The 20,136-nt window shown below is 65.6% G+C and carries 18 protein-coding genes and 1 pseudogene; 11 read left to right on the forward strand and 8 right to left on the reverse strand.

Annotated features, from left to right (window positions below; genetic code table 11):
- Positions 1-450: pseudogene (locus tag HV753_RS29505) on the reverse strand (Zn-dependent hydrolase); the annotation flags it as partial.
- A 92-nt stretch (positions 451-542) separates the two neighbouring features.
- Positions 543-1,337 carry an enoyl-CoA hydratase/isomerase family protein gene (locus HV753_RS29510; RefSeq protein WP_175178118.1) on the reverse strand — a complete coding sequence of 265 codons (795 nt, stop codon included), beginning with the start codon at positions 1,335-1,337 and terminating at the stop codon, positions 543-545.
- A 134-nt stretch (positions 1,338-1,471) separates the two neighbouring features.
- On the opposite strand from HV753_RS29510, the gene HV753_RS29515 reads away from it, so the two are divergent.
- Positions 1,472-2,392, forward strand: a complete 921-nt coding sequence (locus tag HV753_RS29515) for an SDR family oxidoreductase (protein ID WP_175178119.1) — start codon at positions 1,472-1,474, stop codon at positions 2,390-2,392.
- On the opposite strand, the gene HV753_RS29520 is transcribed toward HV753_RS29515, so the two are convergent.
- On the reverse strand, positions 2,347-3,081 hold the full coding sequence (locus HV753_RS29520; protein ID WP_175178120.1) for a TetR/AcrR family transcriptional regulator: 735 nt from the start codon (positions 3,079-3,081) through the stop codon (positions 2,347-2,349). The genes HV753_RS29515 and HV753_RS29520 overlap by 46 nt on opposite strands.
- Positions 3,082-3,182: 101 nt before the next feature.
- Between HV753_RS29520 and HV753_RS29525 the strand changes: the two genes are divergently transcribed.
- The 8 genes from HV753_RS29525 to HV753_RS29560 all read left to right on the forward strand — a co-directional run bounded on the left by HV753_RS29525 (position 3,183) and on the right by HV753_RS29560 (position 12,870).
- A complete protein-coding gene (locus HV753_RS29525) occupies positions 3,183-4,805 on the forward strand; it encodes an acyl-CoA synthetase (RefSeq protein ID WP_175178121.1) in 1,623 nt (540 codons plus the stop codon).
- 142 nt (positions 4,806-4,947) lie between these two features.
- Positions 4,948-6,804 carry a phosphoenolpyruvate carboxykinase (GTP) gene (locus tag HV753_RS29530; RefSeq protein ID WP_175178122.1) on the forward strand — a complete coding sequence of 619 codons (1,857 nt, stop codon included), beginning with the start codon at positions 4,948-4,950 and terminating at the stop codon, positions 6,802-6,804.
- Between the two features lie 86 nt (positions 6,805-6,890).
- The gene (locus HV753_RS29535; RefSeq protein ID WP_175178123.1) at positions 6,891-7,520 is read left to right on the forward strand and encodes a class I SAM-dependent DNA methyltransferase; all 630 of its coding nucleotides are present in this window, start codon (positions 6,891-6,893) and stop codon (positions 7,518-7,520) included.
- Positions 7,521-7,728: 208 nt separating this feature from the next.
- Positions 7,729-8,517 carry an SDR family oxidoreductase gene (locus HV753_RS29540; RefSeq protein WP_175178124.1) on the forward strand — a complete coding sequence of 263 codons (789 nt, stop codon included), beginning with the start codon at positions 7,729-7,731 and terminating at the stop codon, positions 8,515-8,517.
- Between the two features lie 65 nt (positions 8,518-8,582).
- Positions 8,583-9,824, forward strand: coding sequence for a styrene monooxygenase/indole monooxygenase family protein (locus HV753_RS29545; RefSeq protein ID WP_175178125.1), 1,242 nt, complete (start codon positions 8,583-8,585; stop codon positions 9,822-9,824).
- Positions 9,821-10,330, forward strand: a complete 510-nt coding sequence (locus tag HV753_RS29550) for a flavin reductase family protein (RefSeq protein ID WP_175178203.1) — start codon at positions 9,821-9,823, stop codon at positions 10,328-10,330. Before HV753_RS29545 ends, HV753_RS29550 begins: the two co-directional genes overlap by 4 nt.
- Positions 10,331-10,354: 24 nt before the next feature.
- The gene (locus tag HV753_RS29555) at positions 10,355-11,977 is read left to right on the forward strand and encodes a phytoene desaturase family protein (protein WP_175178126.1); all 1,623 of its coding nucleotides are present in this window, start codon (positions 10,355-10,357) and stop codon (positions 11,975-11,977) included.
- Positions 11,974-12,870: a SphA family protein gene (locus HV753_RS29560; RefSeq protein ID WP_175178127.1), complete on the forward strand. Its 897-nt coding sequence runs from the start codon at positions 11,974-11,976 to the stop codon at positions 12,868-12,870. The genes HV753_RS29555 and HV753_RS29560 overlap by 4 nt, the downstream gene beginning before the upstream one ends.
- Positions 12,871-12,899: 29 nt before the next feature.
- Here the strand turns inward: HV753_RS29560 and HV753_RS29565 are convergent, their stop codons facing one another.
- The 5 genes from HV753_RS29565 to HV753_RS29585 all read right to left on the reverse strand — a co-directional run bounded on the left by HV753_RS29565 (position 12,900) and on the right by HV753_RS29585 (position 18,711).
- On the reverse strand, positions 12,900-13,757 hold the full coding sequence (locus HV753_RS29565) for an alpha/beta hydrolase (RefSeq protein ID WP_175178128.1): 858 nt from the start codon (positions 13,755-13,757) through the stop codon (positions 12,900-12,902).
- Positions 13,754-16,123, reverse strand: coding sequence for a TonB-dependent siderophore receptor (locus tag HV753_RS29570; RefSeq protein ID WP_175178129.1), 2,370 nt, complete (start codon positions 16,121-16,123; stop codon positions 13,754-13,756). The genes HV753_RS29565 and HV753_RS29570 overlap by 4 nt, the downstream gene beginning before the upstream one ends.
- An 85-nt stretch (positions 16,124-16,208) precedes the next feature.
- Positions 16,209-17,186 (reverse strand): FecR domain-containing protein, encoded by a 978-nt coding sequence (locus HV753_RS29575; protein ID WP_175178130.1) that lies wholly within the window; start codon positions 17,184-17,186, stop codon positions 16,209-16,211.
- Entirely contained in the window at positions 17,183-17,722 is a 540-nt protein-coding gene (locus tag HV753_RS29580) for a sigma-70 family RNA polymerase sigma factor (protein ID WP_175178131.1), read from the reverse strand. Before HV753_RS29580 ends, HV753_RS29575 begins: the two co-directional genes overlap by 4 nt.
- Before the next feature lie 44 nt (positions 17,723-17,766).
- Complete coding sequence (locus HV753_RS29585; RefSeq protein WP_175178132.1) at positions 17,767-18,711, reverse strand: LysR family transcriptional regulator; 945 nt, start codon at positions 18,709-18,711, stop codon at positions 17,767-17,769.
- Positions 18,712-18,859: 148 nt separating this feature from the next.
- On the opposite strand from HV753_RS29585, the gene HV753_RS29590 reads away from it, so the two are divergent.
- Positions 18,860-19,351, forward strand: a complete 492-nt coding sequence (locus HV753_RS29590; protein ID WP_175178133.1) for a (R)-mandelonitrile lyase — start codon at positions 18,860-18,862, stop codon at positions 19,349-19,351.
- Positions 19,329-20,135 carry a carboxymuconolactone decarboxylase family protein gene (locus HV753_RS29595; protein ID WP_175178134.1) on the forward strand — a complete coding sequence of 269 codons (807 nt, stop codon included), beginning with the start codon at positions 19,329-19,331 and terminating at the stop codon, positions 20,133-20,135. Before HV753_RS29590 ends, HV753_RS29595 begins: the two co-directional genes overlap by 23 nt.
- Position 20,136: the final 1 nt, after the last annotated feature.

A 20,136-nucleotide genomic window follows, 5' to 3' on the forward strand; every position in this document is an offset into this window, starting at 1 on the left:
GCCGTAGTCGCTGGGTTCTTCGGACAGGAAGTCGATGACTTCAAACGGGTGCTCCAGTTCGATGCCGTGTTCCTGCATGGTGCGCGCGACTTCGATGCCTGCCAGCACGCCGATGATGCCGTCGAAGCGGCCGCCGGCCATGACGGTGTCGCAATGCGAGCCGGTGGCGATGGGCTTGCGGGCGGGGTTGCGCCCGGCGCGGGTGCCGATCAGGTTGCCACCGGCGTCCAGCCGCGTGGCCAGGCCGGCGGCTTCAAATTCGCTGCGCAGCCAGGCGCGCGCGTCGTTGAACAGCGGCGAGAAGGCCCGGCGCGTCCAGGGCAAGTCGGGCAAGGTGAAGCGCGACAGGGTTTCGACGCGGGCCCAGAGACGTTCCGCATCAAGGGGCGGGAAGGGCTGCGAAGGGGTGGGCGAAGGGGAGAGCGAGGCGGGGGGTGTTGCGTGCGGCATGAAGATTCCTGAAGATGCGCTGGAGATTATGTCATGGCGGGCATCGGCGTCCCGGCGCATGGCGCAGTCGGCATCTTCAGGGTTTCAGCGCATCAAGAGGCCTGCCGCCAGGACGGTTCGCGCTTTTCCAGGAAAGCCGCGACCCCTTCACGGGCCTCATCCGTGCTGCGGCAAGCCGCGATGCGTTCTACGGTGTCTGCGATCAACGCGGCGTTGATCGGCTGGCCTGCAAAGTCCCGAACCAGCCGCTTGCTGGCCTGAACGGCGTCGGGGCCGTTTGCGCACAGCGTGCGGCAGATCGCGTTGGCTTCGTCATGCAGCCGTTCGGCCGGCACGACGTCATGCAACAACCCCAGACGCAGCGCCGTGGCGGCGTCGAAGCGTTCGGCCGTCAGGAAATACCGGTTGGCGGCCCGTTCTCCCATGGCCCGGATCACATAGGGGCTGATGGTGGCCGGCAGCAGGCCCAGCCGGGTTTCGGACAGGCAGAAGTGCGCTGTGTCCGCGGCGATGGCGATGTCGCAAGCCGACAGCAGGCCCATGCCCCCCGCGTAGGCATCTCCGTTCACGCAGGCCACCACGGGCTTGGGGCAGGCCCAGATTGTGTGCAGCATGTCCGCCAGCCGGCTGGCGTCCGCGCGGTTGTCGGCGTCGGTATGCGTGGCCATCTTGCGCATCCAGTTCAGGTCGCCGCCCGCGCAAAAGGCTTTGCCAGCGCCGGTCAGCAGCAGGACGCGCACGCGGGGATCCTGGGCGGCCTGCTTGACGGCGCTGGTCAACGCGGCGATCAGGGCTTCGTCGAAGGCGTTGCGCATGTCGGGGCGGTTCAAGGTCAGGCGGGCAATGGCGCCGTCGTGGGCGACGTCCAGTGGCGTTTGCAAAGTCATCCGTGATCTCCCATCGTATTGAATATTGCTCAATAAACTTGAATGGATTGTGGAACGATTCTAGGGCTATTTCTAGTATTTTGAGATTTATCTCCGACAAATATTGAGCTATCCTCAAAAAAATGGAGCGAGACATGAATCCACAAACGGGCGGCCCTGCCGCCGATCAGCGCTATGCGTCGGTATTCCGGCCCGGGCTCTACGACGGCAAGACCATTCTTGTGACGGGCGGCGGCAGCGGCCTGGGGCGGTGCACCGCGCACGAACTGGCGGCGCTGGGCGCCCGCCTGGCCCTGGTGGGCCGCAAGCGCGAGAAACTGGAAGCGGCAGGCGAGGAGATCGCCCGCGTATATCCGGAAGCCGCCGAACGCATCAGCCTGCATGCCTGCGATATCCGCGACGAAGCGGGTGTGCGCGGTGCGGTGGCGGACGTGCTGGCCCGCCATGGCGCCATTGACGGCCTGTTCAATTGCGCGGGCGGGCAGTTTCCGGCGTCCCTGGAGAACATCAGTTTCAATGGCTGGAATGCCGTCGTGCAGAACAACCTGCATGGCACCTTCCTGATGGCGCGCGAGGTCTATACACAGCACATGCGCCAGCACGGCGGGGCCATCGTCAACATGCTGGCCGACATCTGGGGCGGCATGCCGGGCATGGGGCATTCGGGCGCGGCGCGCGCCGGCGTCTGGAACCTGACGGAAACGGCAGCCTGCGAATGGGCGCACGCAGGGGTGCGGGTCAATGCGGTGGCGCCAGGCTGGATCGCCTCCAGCGGCATGGACAGCTACGACGATCAGTACCGCGCCGTGTTGCGCGAACTGAAAACCAGGGTGCCGCTGCAACGCTTCGGCACCGAGGCGGAATTGGCGGCGGCGGTGGTGTTCCTGCTGTCGCCGGCGGCGGCCTTCATCAATGGCAGCGTCATCCGCGTGGATGGCGGCGTGCCCAACGCACGGCATTCGTGGACCTTGCAGCCCGCCCAGCGCAGCGATGTGTACAACGGCTTTCCTCAGTACGTGCCGCCGTCCTTGTTTTCGGACGCTTCGGACGCCTGAAGGCGATGCAGGGCGTCGCGCACTTCACCGCGGAATCGGGCCAGCGCCAGCGCGTCCTGGCGCGGCGGTTGCAAGGCTTGCCACAGGAAGCCGACCAGTTGGTCGGCCGTGGCGGCCACGTCCACCCGCGCGCCGCGAAGAATGGCGTCCCACAGCACATGCTCCATCGGACCATAGACGGCCGAACGCAGCAGCCGCAGCGGCATGTCCCGGCGGATATCGCCGTCGGCCTGGCCTTGCGCCAGGATACGCATCAACGGCGCGGTGTAGCGGCGTTGCAGCCCGGCGTAGACTTCGCCGAAATCGTCATTGCGCGCACGTCCCTCGGACAGAATGAAGGCGCACAGCCCCGGTCCCTCGGCCAACAGATGGCGCAGGTGCGTGTGCACCAGATAGTGCAGCTGGGCACGCGCCCCTTGCACGTGCGGCAGGCTGTCTTCCACCTTGGCGATGATCTCGTCATACCAATCGCTGATGACCCGCACGCACAGTTCACGCTTGCCGCCGAAGTAGGTGAAGATCGTGGCTTCGGACACGCCCAGCCGCTGGGCGATCTCGGTGGTCGTGGCGGCCTGGAAGCCGGCTTCCGAGAACACCTGGCGGGCCATGTGCAGGATGTCGCGGATGCGCTGTTCGGACTTGGCGCTGGCCGGCGGGCGGCGAATCGGGACGGCGGCGGTTTTTTCCATGCGGATGGCAAAAGGGTCGGTAGGCGGGGCTTATTATTGAGCCAGGGTCAAGCCAGTTGAGCAACCCCTGGATGAACCATAACAACATCAGAGACAAAACCATGCTGTCCCGAGCCGAATCCTATAAGCAGCTTGTGTCCCAGTTCCAATGGCAGGTGCCGGCGGATTTCAACATTGGCGTCGATGCCTGCGATAAATGGGCCGACGGTAGCGGGCGGCTGGCCCTGATCTACGAGAAAAGCGACGGCGCGCAGACGCGCTACAGCTTTGATGACATCAAGGCGCAGTCCAACCGCCTGGCGCATAGCCTGGAGCGCCACGGTGTGCGCCGTGGCGACCGCGTGGCGGTGTATCTGCCGCAGGCGCCCGAGACTGCGGTGACGCATATCGCCGTCTACAAGATGGGTGCGGTGGCGGTGCCGCTGTTCACCCTGTTCGGCGTGGACGCCATTCAGTACCGGCTGGCCAACAGCGGTGCGGCGGCGTTGGTGACCGATGCCGAGGGCTGCCGCAAGTTGCGCGAAGTCCGCGCCAGCCTGCCCGACCTGAAGGTCATCTATTGCATAGACGGCGACGACGAGGGCGAGGCGGTGCCGTTTCACCCCGCGCTGGCCGCCGAGTCCGACGATTACACCCCGGTCCAGACGGCGGCAGACGATCCCGCCGTCATCATCTATACGTCGGGCACCACCGGCAAGCCCAAGGGCGCGCTGCACGCGCACCGCGTCCTGCTGGGGCATCTGCCCGGGGTGGAGATGTCGCACGAGTTTTTCCCGGAAAACGCCCGGCTGATGTGGACACCGGCCGACTGGGCCTGGATTGGCGGCCTGCTGGACGTGCTGCTGCCGTCCTGGCACCACGGCATCCCCGTGCTGGCACGCCGTTTCGAGAAATTCGACGGCACGTCGGCGCTGGAGCTGATGGCCCGCCATGGCGTGACGCACACCTTCCTGCCGCCCACCGCGCTGAAGATGATGCGCGGCGCGGCCTATCCCGATGCCGCCGGCCCGCTGGCGCTGCGTTCGGTGGCCAGCGGCGGTGAGTCGCTGGGGGCCGAACTGATCGACTGGGGAAGGCGCGTGCTGGGCGTCACCATCAATGAGTTCTACGGGCAGACCGAATGCAACATGCTGGTGTCGTCGTGCTCGTCGCTGTTTGACCCGAAAATCGGGTCGATCGGCCGGGCGGCCCCTGGCCACCGGGTGGCGATTGTGGATGAGCGGGGCGAGGAAGTGGCCGATGGACAAGAGGGCAACATCGGCGTATTGCGGCCGGACCCCGTCATGTTTCTGGGCTACTGGAACAACCCGCAGGCCACCGCCGAGAAATTCGTGGGCGACTACCTGCTGACGGGCGACCTGGGCGTGCGCGACGAGCAAGGCTTCATCCGCTTCGTGGGCCGCAACGACGACGTGATCACCAGCGCGGGCTACCGCATCGGCCCGGCTCCCATCGAAGACTGCCTGATCGGGCACCCCGCCGTGCGCATGGCTGCCGTGGTGGGCGTGCCGGACGAACAGCGCACCGAAATCGTGATGGCGTATGTGGTGTTGAACGACGGATTCGACGGTGACGATGCGCTGGTCAAGGCGTTGCAGGCCCATGTGCGCACCCGATTGGCGGCACATGAGTACCCGCGCGCGATCCGGTTTGTAACCAGTTTGCCGACGACCGCCACCGGCAAGATCATCCGCAGGGAGCTGCGCGACGGAAGCTATTCCTGATCCGTCTCAACCCGTGACAATCTCGTCCATGAGGATGGGTTGACGGGCTGCCCGGCGCTGCAAGTATGATGGCGCAAATTACATACGGCCCCAGAGCAATTGGGGCCGTATCACCATTTGTCTAAGTATGGAGATAGCCCCAATGAATAAGCCATTGGATGGGGGCCTTGCGGCGTTGAACGTGCCGGCCTACGTCAAGCATCGCGGCCTGATCGACTGGGTGGCCAGTTTTGTTGCGCTGGCCAAGCCGGATCGCGTCGTTTGGTGCGACGGTTCGCAAGAAGAATATGACCGCCTGTGCGAACAAATGGTGCAGTCTGGCACGATGCGCAGGCTGAATCCGGCCAAGCGCCCCAATTCCTTCCTGGCGTGTTCGGACCCGTCCGATGTCGCCCGCGTGGAAGACCGCACGTTCATCTGTTCGGATCGGCCCGAAGACGCCGGCCCCACCAACAACTGGGCAGACCCGGCCCAGATGCGCGACACGCTCAACGGCCTGTTCGATGGCGCCATGCGTGGCCGCACGCTGTATGTCGTGCCGTTCTCGATGGGCCCGCTGGGGTCGGATATTGCCCACATCGGCGTGGAACTCTCGGACAGCCCCTACGTTGCCGTGAACATGCGCATCATGACGCGCATGGGCAAGCAGGTTTACGACGTGCTGGGCACCGACGGCGATTTCGTGCCGTGCGTGCATTCCGTGGGCAGTCCCCTGGCCGACGGCGCAGCCGACGTGGCCTGGCCGTGCAATCCCACCAAGTACATCGTGCATTTCCCCAAGAGCCGCGAGATCTGGAGCTACGGCTCGGGCTATGGCGGCAATGCCCTGCTGGGCAAGAAGTGCTTCGCGCTGCGCATCGCCTCCACCATGGGGCGTGACCAGGGCTGGCTGGCTGAACACATGCTGATCCTGGGCGTGACGTCGCCCAAGGGCCGCAAGTATCACGTGGCCGCGGCGTTCCCGTCGGCCTGCGGCAAGACCAACTTCGCCATGCTGATCCCGCCGCAAGGCATGGACGGCTGGAAGGTCACCACCATTGGCGACGACATCGCCTGGATCAAGCCGGGCGCCGACGGCCGCCTGCACGCCATCAACCCGGAAGCCGGCTATTTCGGCGTGGCCCCGGGCACCAGTGAGCAAACCAATTTCAATGCCATGGCTACCCTGAAGGCCAATGTCATCTTCACCAACGTGGCGCTGACCGATGACGGCGACGTCTGGTGGGAAGGCATGACCGACACGCCGCCCGCGCACCTGATCGACTGGCAGGGCCAGGACTGGACGCCCGCCATTGCGCGCGAAACCGGCCGCAAGGCCGCGCATCCGAATGCGCGCTTCACCGCGCCGGCCGCGCAATGTCCGTCCATCGATCCTGAATGGGAAAACCCGGAAGGCGTGGTCATCGACGCCTTCATCTTCGGCGGCCGCCGCTCCACGACCGTGCCGCTGGTGACCGAAGCACGCAATTGGGTCGAAGGCGTGTACATGGCTGCCACCATGGGTTCGGAAACCACCGCCGCCGCCGTCGGGCAGCAGGGCGTGGTGCGCCGCGACCCGTTCGCCATGCTGCCGTTCTGCGGCTACAACATGAGCGACTACTTCAACCACTGGTTGAAGCTGGGCAAGCAGCTGGAAGCCACCGGCGCCACCTTGCCGCGCATCTATTGCGTCAACTGGTTCCGCAAGGGTCCGGACGGCAAGTTCGTCTGGCCTGGCTTTGGCGAAAACATGCGCGTGCTGCGCTGGATGCTGGGCCGCATCGACGGCCAATCCAAGGGCGTGGACCAGGTGTTTGGCGTGTCGCCCAGCTACCAGGACATCGACTGGACGGGGCTGGAGTTCACCCCCGACAAGTTCGATCAGGTCATGTCGGTGGACGCCGACGCCTGGCGCGACGAACTGGCGCTGCACGACGAGCTGTTCGGCCAGTTGGCCCAAGGCCTGCCGGAAGACCTGCCGGCTGCCAAGGCCAAGATTGAAGGGCGCCTGGCGGCCTGATAGCCCTTGCCCCAGGTTGAAAACCCGCATGCCGTCAATGGGATGCGGGTTTTTTATTTTTCACGGTTGACTGGCACAATCGATAGATGACACTTGATCCGGAAGACCTTGCAAAGATCACCGCGCTGACGCTCGCGCACTACGAAGAGAACGCGGAATCGTTCGAGGCCGGCACGCGCGACCATGACGTCAGCCAGAACATCTCGGCTTTGCTTCGCCATATCCAGGGCGAACCGCCCTATGACATCCTGGACTTGGGCTGTGGCCCCGGCCGCGATCTCAAGACCTTTGCCGCGTTGGGCCACCGGCCGGTGGGACTGGACGGCACGGCCAGTTTCGTGGAGATGGCGCGCGCGGCCAGCGGCTGCGAAGTCTGGCATCAGGACTTCCTGCAATTGGCCTTGCCGCCGGAGCGCTTTGACGGCATCTTCGCCAATGCGGTGCTGTTCCATGTGCCGGGTCAGGAACTCCCCCAGGTGCTGCGCGCCTTGCGCGCCACGCTCAAGCCCGGCGGCGTCTTGTTCAGTTCCAACCCGCGCGGCACCAATCAAGAAGGATGGAACCGCGGGCGTTATGGCGTCTACCACGACCTGGAAGGGTGGCAGGAATTGCTCACCGCAGCAGGCTTTGAAGCACTGGAACACTATTACCGCCCGACGGGTCTGCCACGCGATCAGCAGCCCTGGCTGGCCAGCGTCTGGCGGCGGCCGGGCTGATACCGCCCACTTGAACTGCCAGCGCCAAGGGCGGCGCCTTGGCAGAAAATGGACAGCGGCCGCGCATTCCGGCCAGCCGCTACGATCCCCCTTCATTTTCCCTCCAATAAACGCAGTCCGCGGATAGCGGTTGCCGAATCCGGCTACCGTGGTCCCGGCGCGCGGCGCCAGTATTCGCCTCACTCAGTCAGCAATGCGAGGTGATGCGATGAAGGGTCTGGAAAACAAGGTTGCCATTGTGACCGGCGGCGCCACGCTGATCGGCGCGGGCGTCGTCACGGCGCTGCGCAGCAAGGGCGTGCGTGTGGCGCTGTTCGATATCGACGCCGTCAACGGCGAACGGGTTGCGGGCGCGGATCCGGCCACCACGCGCTATTGGCAGGTGGACATCACGGACGACGCGCAACTGGCACGCGGCGTGGCTGACGTTGCGGCCCACTTCGGCCGTATCGACTACCTGGTCAATCTGGCCGCCACCTATTTGGACGACGGCGCCGCCTCGGGCCGTGCCGACTGGCTGCAAGCGCTGGACGTCAACGTGGTCAGCGCCGTGATGGCCGCCCGTGCGGTTCATCCTCATCTGGTCACCGCAGGCGGTGGCGCCATCGTCAATTTCACCAGCATCTCGTCGCGCGTCGCGCAAACGGGGCGGTGGCTGTATCCGGTTTCCAAGGCGGCGTTGTTGCAGGTGACGCGCAGCCTGGCGATGGACTACGCGCCAGACCGCATTCGCGTCAATTCCGTATCGCCGGGTTGGACGTGGTCGCGCGTCATGGACGAATTGACCCAAGGCGACCGCGCCAAGACAGACCGCGTGGCGGGTGACTACCACCTGTTGGGCCGCGCGGGCGATCCGGCGGAAGTGGCCGAGGTGGTCGCCTTCCTGCTGTCGGACCATGCCAGCTTTGTGACGGGCGCCGACTACGCGGTGGACGGCGGCTATTCCGCCATGGGCCCGGAGCAGGCGCGGCCTGCCATTCCGCGGTTGGCGGAATAGCCCTCAACACCATCTATCGGCTCGCGGCACGCGCGGCGGGCAATGCAAACGAAAGGAGAACAATCATGCGTCGAATCGCGATCGTGGGCGGCGGGCAGGCCGGACTGCCCCTGGCGTTGGGGCTGTTGGACAAAGGGTACAAGGTGACGGTGGTCACCAACCGAGATCCCGACAGCATTCGCGCTGGCAAAGTGATGTCCAGCCAATGCATGTTCGATGCGTCGCTACAGATCGAGCGTGACCTGGGCCTGAACCTGTGGGAAGCCGACTGTCCGACCGTCGACGGCATCGGCCTGGCGGTGCCGCATCCCGAGCATCCGGGACACAAGCTGATCGACTGGGTGGCCCCCCTGGACAAGTCCGCGCAGGCGGTGGACCAGCGCCTCAAGATGCCGGCGTGGATGGAATTGTTCGAGGCCCGTGGCGGCAGGCTGCTGATTCAGGACGGCGGGGTGGGTGAACTGGAACTGCTGGCCGCCTCGCACGATCTGGTGCTGTTGGCGGCCGGCAAGGGCGATGTCGTGAAACTGTTCGAGCGCGATGCCGAGCGCTCGCAATTCGACCGCCCGCAGCGGACGCTGGCCTTGACCTACGTGGCTGGCATGCGGCCCGCGCCCGACTATTCGCGGGTGGCCTTCAACCTGATTCCCGGCGTGGGCGAATACTTTGTATTCCCGGCGCTGACAACAGGCGGGCCGTGCGAAATCATGGTGTTTGAAGGCGTGCCCGGCGGGCCGATGGATTGCTGGCGCGACATCAAGACGCCGCAGGCGCATCTGGCGCAAAGCCTGGAGATCCTGCGCACCTACTTGCCTTGGGAAGCAGACCGTTGCAACGCCGTGGAACTGACGGATGCCAATGGCATCCTGGCCGGCAGCTTTGCGCCCACGGTGCGCAAGCCGGTGATGACCTTGCCGTCGGGCCGGCTGGTGTTCGGCCTGGGCGATGCGGTGGTGACCAATGATCCGATCACCGGGCAGGGGTCGAACAATGCGACCAAGGCCTGCGCGGTCTATCTGGAGGCGATCCTGGAACATGGCGATGCCGACTTCACCGCGGCCTGGATGCAGCGCACCTTCGAGCGTTTCTGGGAGTACGCCGGCGCGGTGGTGGAATGGACGAATTCGATGCTGTTGCCCCCCGCACCGCATTTGCTCAAGTTGCTGAAGGCGGCTGAAGACTCACCGGCACTGGCCAGCGCCATCGCCAACGGTTTTAATCATCCGCCTTCGTTTTTCCCCTGGTGGCGCGACGAAGTGGCTTGCGAAGCGTTCATCGCCGCCAAGGCGGCGCGGGCGGCGGCATGACGGCGCCGCTGGACTGGGGCAGCACCGACCTGCACCCCAAGGTCCTGCGCGGTGTGCTGGGCAGCTACCCGACCGGCGTGGCCATCGTGGCCACGCGCTGTCCGGATGGCCGCAAGGTCGGGCTGACCATCAATTCCTTCGCCTCGCTCTCGCTGGATCCGCCGCTGGTGTTGTGGAGCCTGGTGAACCATTCGCCCAATCTGGCGGCGTTTCGCGATTGCCGCCATTTCACCATCAGCGTGCTGGCCTGCGGCCAGGAAGCGCTGGCGCTGCGGTTTGCCAGTTCGGTGGTTCCCGACAAGTTCGACGGCACGCCGCTGCACGAGGTGCCGGAAGGCGTGCCCGCCATTGCCGGCGCGGTTGCCACGCTGGTTTGCGCCAATGACCAGCAGAACGTGGCCGGGGACCATCTGCTGCTGTTCGGCCGCGTATTGCGCGTGGCCAGCGTGGCGGCCACGCCGCTGGTCTTTCATGCCGGGCGCTTCACTGCGCTGACCGCCGCGTAGCGGCCTTTCCCGTTGGAGTGATTCATGGCCAAAGAGTCAGATGCGCAGGTCATCATCGTCGGCAGCGGGATGAACTCGTTGGTGTGTGCGGCGTTGCTGGCGCAGCGCGGCAAGTCGGTGCTGGTGCTGGAGCGCAACGATCGGCTGGGCGGCTGCATTCGCACCGAAGAACTGTTTCCGGGCTACCACCACGATGTGTTGTCCTGCTGGTATCCCTTGTTTGTCGGCAGCCCTGCGTATGCGGCGCTCAAGCCCGCCTTGGCCGAGGCGGGATTGGAATTCCTGCAAGGGGAATACGCGACCGGGCTGGTCCTGCCGGATGGCTCCGGCCTGGCGTTGAAGCAGGATTTGCAGGACACGGCAACACGGCTGGACGCCTGGGCGCCGGGTGACGGCGCGGCCGTTGGCACCATGGCTCAGCGGCTGTTCAGCGAAGACGCCGCGCTGACATTCGGCTTGCTGGGGCAGAACCCCTACGGCGTCGGCATGGCGAAGTTGCTGTTCAAGGAATGGCGCAAGCGCGGCATGGACGGCTTGGCCGCCTTTGCCGCGGATTCGATGGAGCCGTTTCGCCGCTGGGCGGAACGTGAGCTGCGATCCGATGCGGCACGTGCGCTGATCGCGCCTTGGGTGCTGCACACCGGATTGGGGCCCGATGATGCGTGCTCCGCCTTGATCGGCAAGCTGACGTTCGCGGCGGTCGTGGCCGGCGGCATGCCGGTCGTGAAGGGCGGCGGCAGCGGCGTGGTCAACGCGCTGGCGAAGGTGATAGAGCGGCACGGCGGCCGCTTGCTGACGGGCGCGGCGGTCGAACGCATTCTGACCCAAGGCGATGGACGCCGTCGCCGTGCGGTCGGCGTAGTGGCGGGCGGTCAGGCATATCGGGCTGCCGAAGCGGTGGTCTGCAATGTGACGCCGGGCCAGTTGTACGGCCAGTTGCTGCCCGATGCGCCGGAACCCGTGCGCCAGCGCGCCGCCAACTATCGCTTTGGCCGTGGCGGCATGCAGATTCACTTCGCGCTGAACGCGCCGCCGGATTGGTTGACGCCGGAACTGCGACACGTGCCGCTGGTGCACCTGACCGAGAGCATGGAACAGGTGTGCGCGTCGGTCACGGAAGCCAACAACGGCTTGCTGCCCGCGCGTCCCACGCTGGCCATCGGCCAGCCCGTTGCGGTGGACCCGTCCCGCGCCCCGGATAGGGGCTGGATCCTGTGGGTGCAGATGCAGGAGCTACCGGTGCGCATCAAAGGCGATGCCGCCGGCGAGATTGCCGCGCCTGCGGACGGACGCTGGAATGAAGCCGTGCGCGAGGCGGTCGCTGACCGCGTGCAGGCGCGGCTCGAGCAGGTCATGCCGGGATTGGCGCAGCGCATCGTGGGCCGCCGCAGCTATTCGCCGGCGGACCTTGAAGGGCTGAACTGCAATCTGGTTGGCGGTGATCCCTATTCGGGCGTGTGTTCGCCCGACCAGTTTTTCTGGTTGCGGCCCTTTGCCGGCAGCCAGGGCGCGCGCGGACATCGGACGCCGCTACGCAACCTTTTTCACATCGGCGCCACCACTCATCCGGGCCCCGGCCTGGGCGGCGGTTCCGGCTATCTCGTCGCGCAACATCTGGCGCCCCGTGGGGGCAGGAGCGAAACATGAGCAGACACCTTGAACGCCGGCAACTGGGCTGTGCCTTGGCAATGGCGCTGGCCTGCACGGCGGCCTCGGCCACCGAGGGCGGCGGACTGGGCATCTATCCCGACGGCCTGGAGAACTTCATGTCGGGCGCGTTGCCGCCACCGGGCGTCCACATGCTGGTCTATGGGGGCGGGGCGCGCTACGACACGCTGCGCGGCAACGACGGCGAACGGGTGCCGGTGCCGGGCTTCAAGGTGGATGTGAATGTGCTGGCACCGCGCCTGATCTGGGTGACCGAGCAGCAAGTGATGGGCGGGCAATTGGCCTTTCACGCGATCGCGCCGTTGCTGGACGTCACGTTCAAGGCGGGAGGTGAGCGCTACCGCAGCACCGGCCTGGGCGACATGACGCTGGGCGTGGCGCTGGGCTATCACGTGTCGCCAACGCTGCACTATGTGGTGGGGCTGGACATGTACGCGCCCACTGGCGAATACGACCGCAAAGACCCTTCCAGCCTGGGCAAGAACTACTGGACCGCGCAGCCCGTGTTCGCGCTCAGCCGCATCAGTCCGGACGGCTTCAACGCCGACCTGAAGCTGATGTATGACTTCAATTTCCGCAACTCCGCGACGGACACCCGTTCCGGCCAAGCGATCCATGCCGACTATGCGCTGGGCTGGGGCGTGGGCAAGGGCTGGGTGCTGGGCGTGGGCGGGCACGCCTTCCAGCAGGTGACGGATGATAACGGCCCAAACAGCGCCGCCGGCCGGGCCCGGGCGTTCGGGGTCGGCCCATCGGTGCGCTATTTGAACGACAAGGGTTGGCTGTTCACCGCGAAGTGGCAGCAGGAGTTCAAGGTGAAGAACCGGCCTGAAGGCTCGCAGTTGTACGTCAAGCTGGCGATTCCGTTCTAGACCCCGAGCCGTGCTTCCCGGCGGGCGCGCTATGTCCAGCGTGCCGTCAGCACATGGCGGAGCACGGTCGTGGCGGCGGCGACGGGAACCGACATATGCGTTTCCCCCGGCAATTCCGCGTAGTCGATGCCCAGCCCGCGCCCGGACAGCGCGGTGTCCAGGCGTTGCGCAAGCGAACGTGTTTCCTGGATGGTCTGCGGGCTTTCCGCGCCACCGGCGATCAACAGCAGGCGCTTGTTGCTGAGCGTGAATTCGGCCGCCTGGGCGCGGGCCACGAAGTCGCGTTCGCGTTCCAGCAGATAGTGGTCCTGCCACCAGAGTGACGGACTGATCGCCACGATCTGCCCGAACAGGGCAGGGTGGGCATACAGCAGCGCCAGCGCATACATGCCGCCGAATGAATGGCCCAGCAGGATCTGCCGGCGCGCATCCACCGGATGACGTGCTGCGATCTGGGGCAGCAGCACGTCCGCCAGGAAGGCATGCAAGGCCAGTTCGCCGCCCAGCGGAGGTTGGCCGGCGGGCGGGACGGCGCCGGGCGGTAGCGGCGGCGAAAAGTCATACGACCGGCGCAAGAAGTCGAACGGGCCATCGCTGGGATAGCCGACAGCCACGATGATGGCATCGCCAGCCAGCTCATCTTGCAGCCGTGCGGCATCGTAATAGGCGCCGAAGAAGGCGTTGCCGTCCAGCAGATACAGCACGGGATGGCCCGCTGCGCGCCGGGGTTCGCGGCGCGGCGCCAACACCTGGATGCGATAGGCGCCGCCAGGCGCATCCAGGTCGAACTGCTGGGTACCGGGCAGGCTGGCGCGTTTGGCCAGTGCCGGCCACGCCGCCAGCGCAGCGGCGCCCATCAGCCAGCGGCGGCGGGTCAGGCCGCTCACCAACGGTACCTCAGGCTGCCCATGATCTGCCGGCCAACGCCCAGATAGCAGTAGCCGCCGTCGCAAACGGTGGTTTCCTTGTCGGCGACGTTCTGAACACTAAGCATCGCCATCCATCCCTTCAAGGACGGGTGCCGATCGCCGGGTTCGTAGCTCAACGCCAGATCGAACAGCGTCGAGGCGTCGTTGTGCATGGTGTTCTGCGCATTGCCGTAGCTGCTGCCCACATAGCGCACGCCCGCGCCCAGCCCCACGCCCGCCAGCAGACCTTGCGGCAGGCGGTAGTCCAGCCACATCGCGGCGTTGTGGCGCGGTTGGTAGCTGGGCGTCTTGCCGACTTCGGTGGGGTCATTGCTGCTGGTGACCTTGCCCCGGTTGTAGCTGTAGTTGGCCACCAGTTGCAGGCCGGTTTGCAGCTCCGCCACGGCTTCCAGTTCGACGCCGCGCGAACGGATGCCGCCCGCCAGTTCCGAATAAGGGGTTGCCGGCACGACGCGCACGGCGTCCTTTTCCTTGATCTGATAGGCGGCCAGCGTGATGTAGCTGCGGCTGCCTTGCGGCTGGTACTTCACCCCGGCCTCGATCTGAGCGCCATGCGTCGGGTCCAGCGGTTTGCCGGAGGCATCCAGGCTGGTGTTGGGCGAAAAGGAAGTCACGTAGCTGACGTAGGGGGCCAGACCGCTGTCGCTCAGGTAGAGCGCGCCCGTCTGCCACGTGAAGGCATTGTCCTTCTTGCGCGTGGGGTCGCCGCCATTGAGCCGGTCTTGCGAATGCAGCTTTGCCACGTCAAACCGGCCGCCCAGGTTGAGGCGCCATTTGCCGACGCTGGCCTGCTCCGACACGTAGACGCCATATTGCGTGTTGCGCTGGTCCACCGACACCAGGTTGTAGGGCGGCGTCGGACCCGGCACGTAGCCGTATTGCGGGTTGTCCAGATTCAGTGCGGGGTAGCCGTTGGCCAGGTAGCCAACCCCCTGGTCCCAATTCAAGCGCTGGTAGTCGAATCCCGCCAGCACCTGATGGCCGACGTCGCCCGTATTGAAGCGCAGTTGAGCGTTGTTATCGACCAGCACATTCTGGACGGTGCTTTCGACGGACCAAGCCGTGCGGTTCAGCAGACGGGTGCCGGGTTGCAGGCCCGCGCCCGACAGATAGCGCGCGTTCAGGTCGATATGTCCATAGCGCACCTGTTGGCGCAGGGTCAGCGCGTCGTTGTGCCGATAGGCCAGTTCGTAGCCCATCTGGTATTGAGTCTGGCGCTGGTGATCGTACCGGGGGTCGCTGACGCGGATATCCGTGACCTTGCCGTTTTCGTCCGTATACATGCCGACGTTGGCATCCGTCTCGTCGCGGATGTATTGGCCCAGCAGGGTCAGCGTGGTCTTGTCGCCCAGTTTGAAATCGAAGACGGGTGCGAACACGTCGCGGTCGTCGGCAATCATGCGGTCATGGTCGCCCCGCCGCGTCAGGCCGGTCAGCCGGAAGCGGGCCGTGCCTTCCTCGTTGAACTGGTCGGCGATGTCGAAGGCGACCTGCTTGCGGTCCTTGGTGCCGGCCATCACCATGATTTCGCGCAGCGGCTCATCAAGCGGCCGCTTGGATACGCGGTTGACCAGCCCCCCGGGCGTGCCCTGGCCGTACAGCACGGACATCGGGCCTTTGACGATATCGACGCGCTCCAGCGTGTAGGGATCGGTACGGAAGTAGGCATACGAGCCAGGCGTCTGGCGCAGGCCGTTCAGGTAGTCGCCAGAGGTGTTGACCGGAAAGCCACGGATGGATATCTGGTCAAAGCGTGGATCGAAGCCCGCGCTGCCCGTGCCCACGCCGGCCGAATAGCGCACGGCTTCCGGCATGGTCACCACGCCACGCGCGTCCAGTTGGGCGCGCGTGACCACGCTGACCGAACGCGGCGTTTCCATCAGCGGGATGTCGGTCTTGGTGGCGCTGACGCTTTCTTCGGCCACGAACGGGCCGGTGGCGTCATTGGCGCCGGTGACGGTCACGGGCTCAAGGGTGGCGGTGCCGGAGATCTGCCGCAGCACATAGCGCCCCGGGGCGCTTTCGCGCGCCTCCAGCCCTGCGCCGGACAGCAACTGGGCAAGCGCCTGTTCCACGGTGTAGCGGCCTTTCAGGCCAGCGGTCTGGCGTCCCTCGGTCAGCGCGCCCGCGCCGCCCAGGTAGATGCCGGCCTGGCGGGCAAACTGGTTGAGCGCTGGGCCAAGCGGGCCGGACGGAATGGAGAAATCCAGCGTTTGGGATTGGCGGGCAGGGGCGGTCTGAGCCTGCGCGGACAAGGGGGCAAGCGTGGCGCTGGCCAGCATGGCGGTCAGCAGCAGGGCGGGACGGAAAGGCGGGTTCGGCATATGCAGGGCGTAGGTTCCTGGCGCCACGCTTTCGTGACGCCTTCCCATACAGATCGAACGAAAACGGAAAAAGGGAACCGCGCGTTCAACGCGGCTCGACGGTGACCCACCACGGCAGGGTGCGTTGCACGCGGATGGGCAGCGCTTCGCCCAGCATCGCCAGGGCGGCGTCGGTGTCGGGCACGGGAAAGGTGCCCATCACGCGCAAGTCCGCCACGTCGGGATGCGCGGCCAGATGACCGCGACGGTAGCGCGACAGTTGGGCAAGAAAATCCGCCAGGCGGACATTGTCCACGGTCAGCATTCCCGCTTGCCAGGTAGCCTGGGCGCCGTCGGCGGCGGCGTTCGGGCCGATGCGGTCGTATTGGAAATCCGCTTGCGCGCCGCGCGGCACGACGCGGCGTTCGCCATTGGCGGCCAGGCGTATTTCCACTGCCCCGTCGAACACGGCCAGATGGATCTGCTGGCCGGCATCGCGCCGGACCAGAAAGCGCGTGCCCAGCGCCTGCATCAAGCCCTGCGGGGTACAGACCACGAAGGGCCGTTCACTGTCGTGCGCCGTTTCAATAAGGACGGTGCCTTGGCGCAACGTCAGTCGGCGTTGCGCCGCGTCCATGGCGAAGTCCGCCGCGCTGCCGGTATCCAGCCAGAGCTGGCTGCCGTCGGGTAGCCGCAGATGGCGTATTTCACCGACGCCTGTGCGGTAGTCGGCGTTCCAGGCCAGCACCTGATCGCCCAGCGGGGTATGGCGCCAGGCCAACCAGCCCGACGCGCCCGCCACCGCCATGCAGGCCAGGGTGCGCAAGGCACGCCGTCGCGCCGGGGCAGGCGCCGCTGCCGCGCGCAGCCCGGCGGCCATGGCCTGCGGCGCTTCCTGTGCACGCAAGCCGGCAAAGCGCTGCCCCGTTGCGTTCACCTGATCCCAGGCCGCACGATGCAGGGCGTGGCCACGCAACCAGCCGTCCCAGGCCTGGCGGTCCTGGGGCGACACCTCGTCGTCATGCAGGCAGACATACCACTCGGCCGCCTCTTGCAAGGCTTGATGCCACGCGACGCTGTTCATTCGCTCTCCAGCATCGGCGTCCAGCGGGGGACGACCGCATCGAATTCGGCCTCGAGCAGCGCGCAATGCACCAGCGCCTGGGCCAGGTATTTCTTGATCATCCGTTCCGACACCGCCAGGCGTTCGGCGATCTCGCGATACTTCAGGCCTTCGACCTGCGCAAGCACGAATGCCTCGGCGACGTTGGGCGGCAGGCGCCGCAGCAGGGCGCCGACTTCCAGCAGGGTCTCAACCACGATGGCCTGCTGTTCGGGCGAGGGCGCCGCCGCGCTTTGCAGCAGTGTTTCGTGCCAGGCGCGTTCGACTTCACGGCGCCGCCACAGGTCAATGCACATGCCGTTTCCCATGGCGCGCAGATAGGCGCGGGCGCCTTGGGGCGTATCGAACCCGCGTGGCGCGGCCAGCAGCCGGACGAAGGCGTCCTGCGCCAGGTCGGCGGCGTCGCAGGCATTATTCAGCCGCCGCGTCAGCCAGCCGCGCAGCCAGCCGTGGTGCGCCTGATACAGGCCTTCGATCTCGGATTGGGGGTGGGACATGACAGCGCCAGCGGGACGGGGAATCAGGCGCCACTATAACAATATCAATTCTCATTACTGTTATTTCGCGACGAGTGCGGCTTTGGCGCGACAGTTTCCGGCCGGTAGCGCAACGCTTCGATCACCAGGGCCAACGCCGGGGAAATCTGGCGTCGATTCGCGTAATAAAGATGGTAGCCAGGGAATACCGGCCACCAATCCTCAAGAACGGGTATCAATCGCCCCTGTTCTATGTGCGGTTGCATCAGATCGAACGGGACGTAGGCCAGCCCCATGCCATCCAGCGCGGCCTGAAGCATCAGAAAGGTGTTGTTGAAGACGGTTTGCCCGCTGACGCGCACGTTCAGCGATTGGCCGTTCTTTTCAAAATCCCAGGCGTACAAGCCCCCGTGGGTGGGAAGGCGCAGATTGATGCAGCGGTGCCCGGTGAGATCGTGCGGCGTGACGGGAAGGGGCTTGCCTGCCAGGTAGCCGGGGGCTCCCGCTACCGCCATGCGCAACCCAGGGGCGATGCGCACGGCAATCATGTCTTTATCCACGCGATTCCCCACGCGCACGCCGGCATCGAAGCGGTGCGCGGCGATATCGGTGAAGGCATAGTCCACGCTGAATTCGACCTGGATATCGGGATATTGCTGCAAGAGCGGAAGTAGCCGTGGCCAGAGCACCGTTGAAATCGCGTGATCGTGCGCCGTGATGCGCACGGTGCCTGCCGGCTTGTCGCGCATCGCCGTCAGCGACGACAGTTCTTGCTCGATTTCATTGAGCCGGGGCGCCAGCACATTCAGCAAGCGGTCTCCAGCCTCGGTCGTCGACACGCTGCGCGTCGTGCGAGTCAGCAAGCGCACGCCAAGACGGGCCTCCAAGCCCAGCATGGCGTGGCTCAAGGCAGACCGGGACAGGCCTAGCCGCGCGGCGGCCCGCGTGAAGCTTCGCTCTGCTGCGACGGCCACGAAAGCCTGGAGGTCGTTGAGATTCTCTTTGGACATTGGTGAATATTACACACCATGGCATGCCGATTTTACTGTCTTCTCAGCTAATGGCCTGAACCATACAGTGTGAGCCATGACTCATGGCACTGCCATTACCTCCGGCATTTGGCGTCGCTGACCTTGAGATCTTGAAAGGAGCTTGTCCATGAACGCTTTCCTGAAATCCGCCATGTGCGTCTCGGCGCTGAACGCCACCGCCTTGGCCGCAGCCGCCGAGCCGTCGGCAGGCGCAGGCATTCAACAGATCACGCGCGCCGGTACGCAGCCTTCGATGGTTGGGCCGGCCGACTATTTCACCGGACATGTGCGGGTGGATCCCGTCTGGCCCGCGGATGAAGGCATCAATGCTTCTGGCGGCCTGGTCACCTTTGAACCCGGTGCGCGGTCGGCCTGGCATTCCCATCCCGCCGGGCAGCGCCTGGTGGTGGTCTCGGGCGTGGGCCTTACGCAAGAACGGGGCAAGCCCGTGCAGGAGATCCGTCCCGGGGACGTGATTTGGTGCCCGCCCGACGTCGAACACTGGCATGGCGCGGCATCCACGACCGCGATGACCCATTTGGCCATCACCGGCACGGTGGATGGCAAGAACGTTGCTTGGATGGAGAAAGTCACCGATGACCAATACCGCGCACGCTAAGCCTGCTGGGACGGGGCGCTATTCGGGCCTATTGGCCTTGGCGCTGAGCTTGGCCAGCACATTGACCCACGGCGCCCCGGACCCAAAGGAAGTCAACAACGGCACGAATCCTGTGCCGTCCACCGCACCGGTCGCTTCCGCCACGCTCACCGCCCGCCAGCAGGCCATCGTGCCCATCGCCGCCTTTGCCGCCGCGGGCAACATGGCAAAACTGGACATGGCCTTGCACCAAGGCTTGGACGCGGGCCTGACAGTCAGCGACACCAAGGAAATCCTGGTGCAGCTCTACGCCTACGCTGGTTTCCCCCGCAGCCTGAACGCGCTGGGCGGGCTGATGCAAGTGCTGGAAGCGCGCAAGCAGCGCGGCATCGCGGATGCGTCTGGCGCCTTGCCTGGCCGCGCCATTCCGAAGGGGGATGCGCTGATTGCCGCTGGCACGGCCAATCAGACGCGCTTGTCTGGCGGACCCGTCGGCGGCGCGTTGTTCGACTTCGAGCCAGCCATTGGCGAATACCTCAAGACGCATCTGTTCGGCGATATCTTTGAACGTGACAATCTCGACTGGCAAAGCCGTGAACTGGCGACCGTCGGCATGCTGTCCGCGCTGCCGGGCGCCGAATCGCAGTTGCAGGCGCACATGCGCATCAGCATGAATGTGGGCCTTTCGGCCGGGCAATTGCGTCAATTGACGCAGGTGCTGGACAAGCGGGTGGACGCCGAATTCGCCCAACGTGCAAGCCAAGCCCTGGACCGCCATCTGGCCAGTGTTTCCGGCAAGGGCTAGC

Origin of the sequence: Achromobacter pestifer (genome assembly GCF_902859625.1) — a bacterium.
GTDB classification, from domain to species: Bacteria; Pseudomonadota; Gammaproteobacteria; order Burkholderiales; family Burkholderiaceae_B; genus Achromobacter; species Achromobacter pestifer.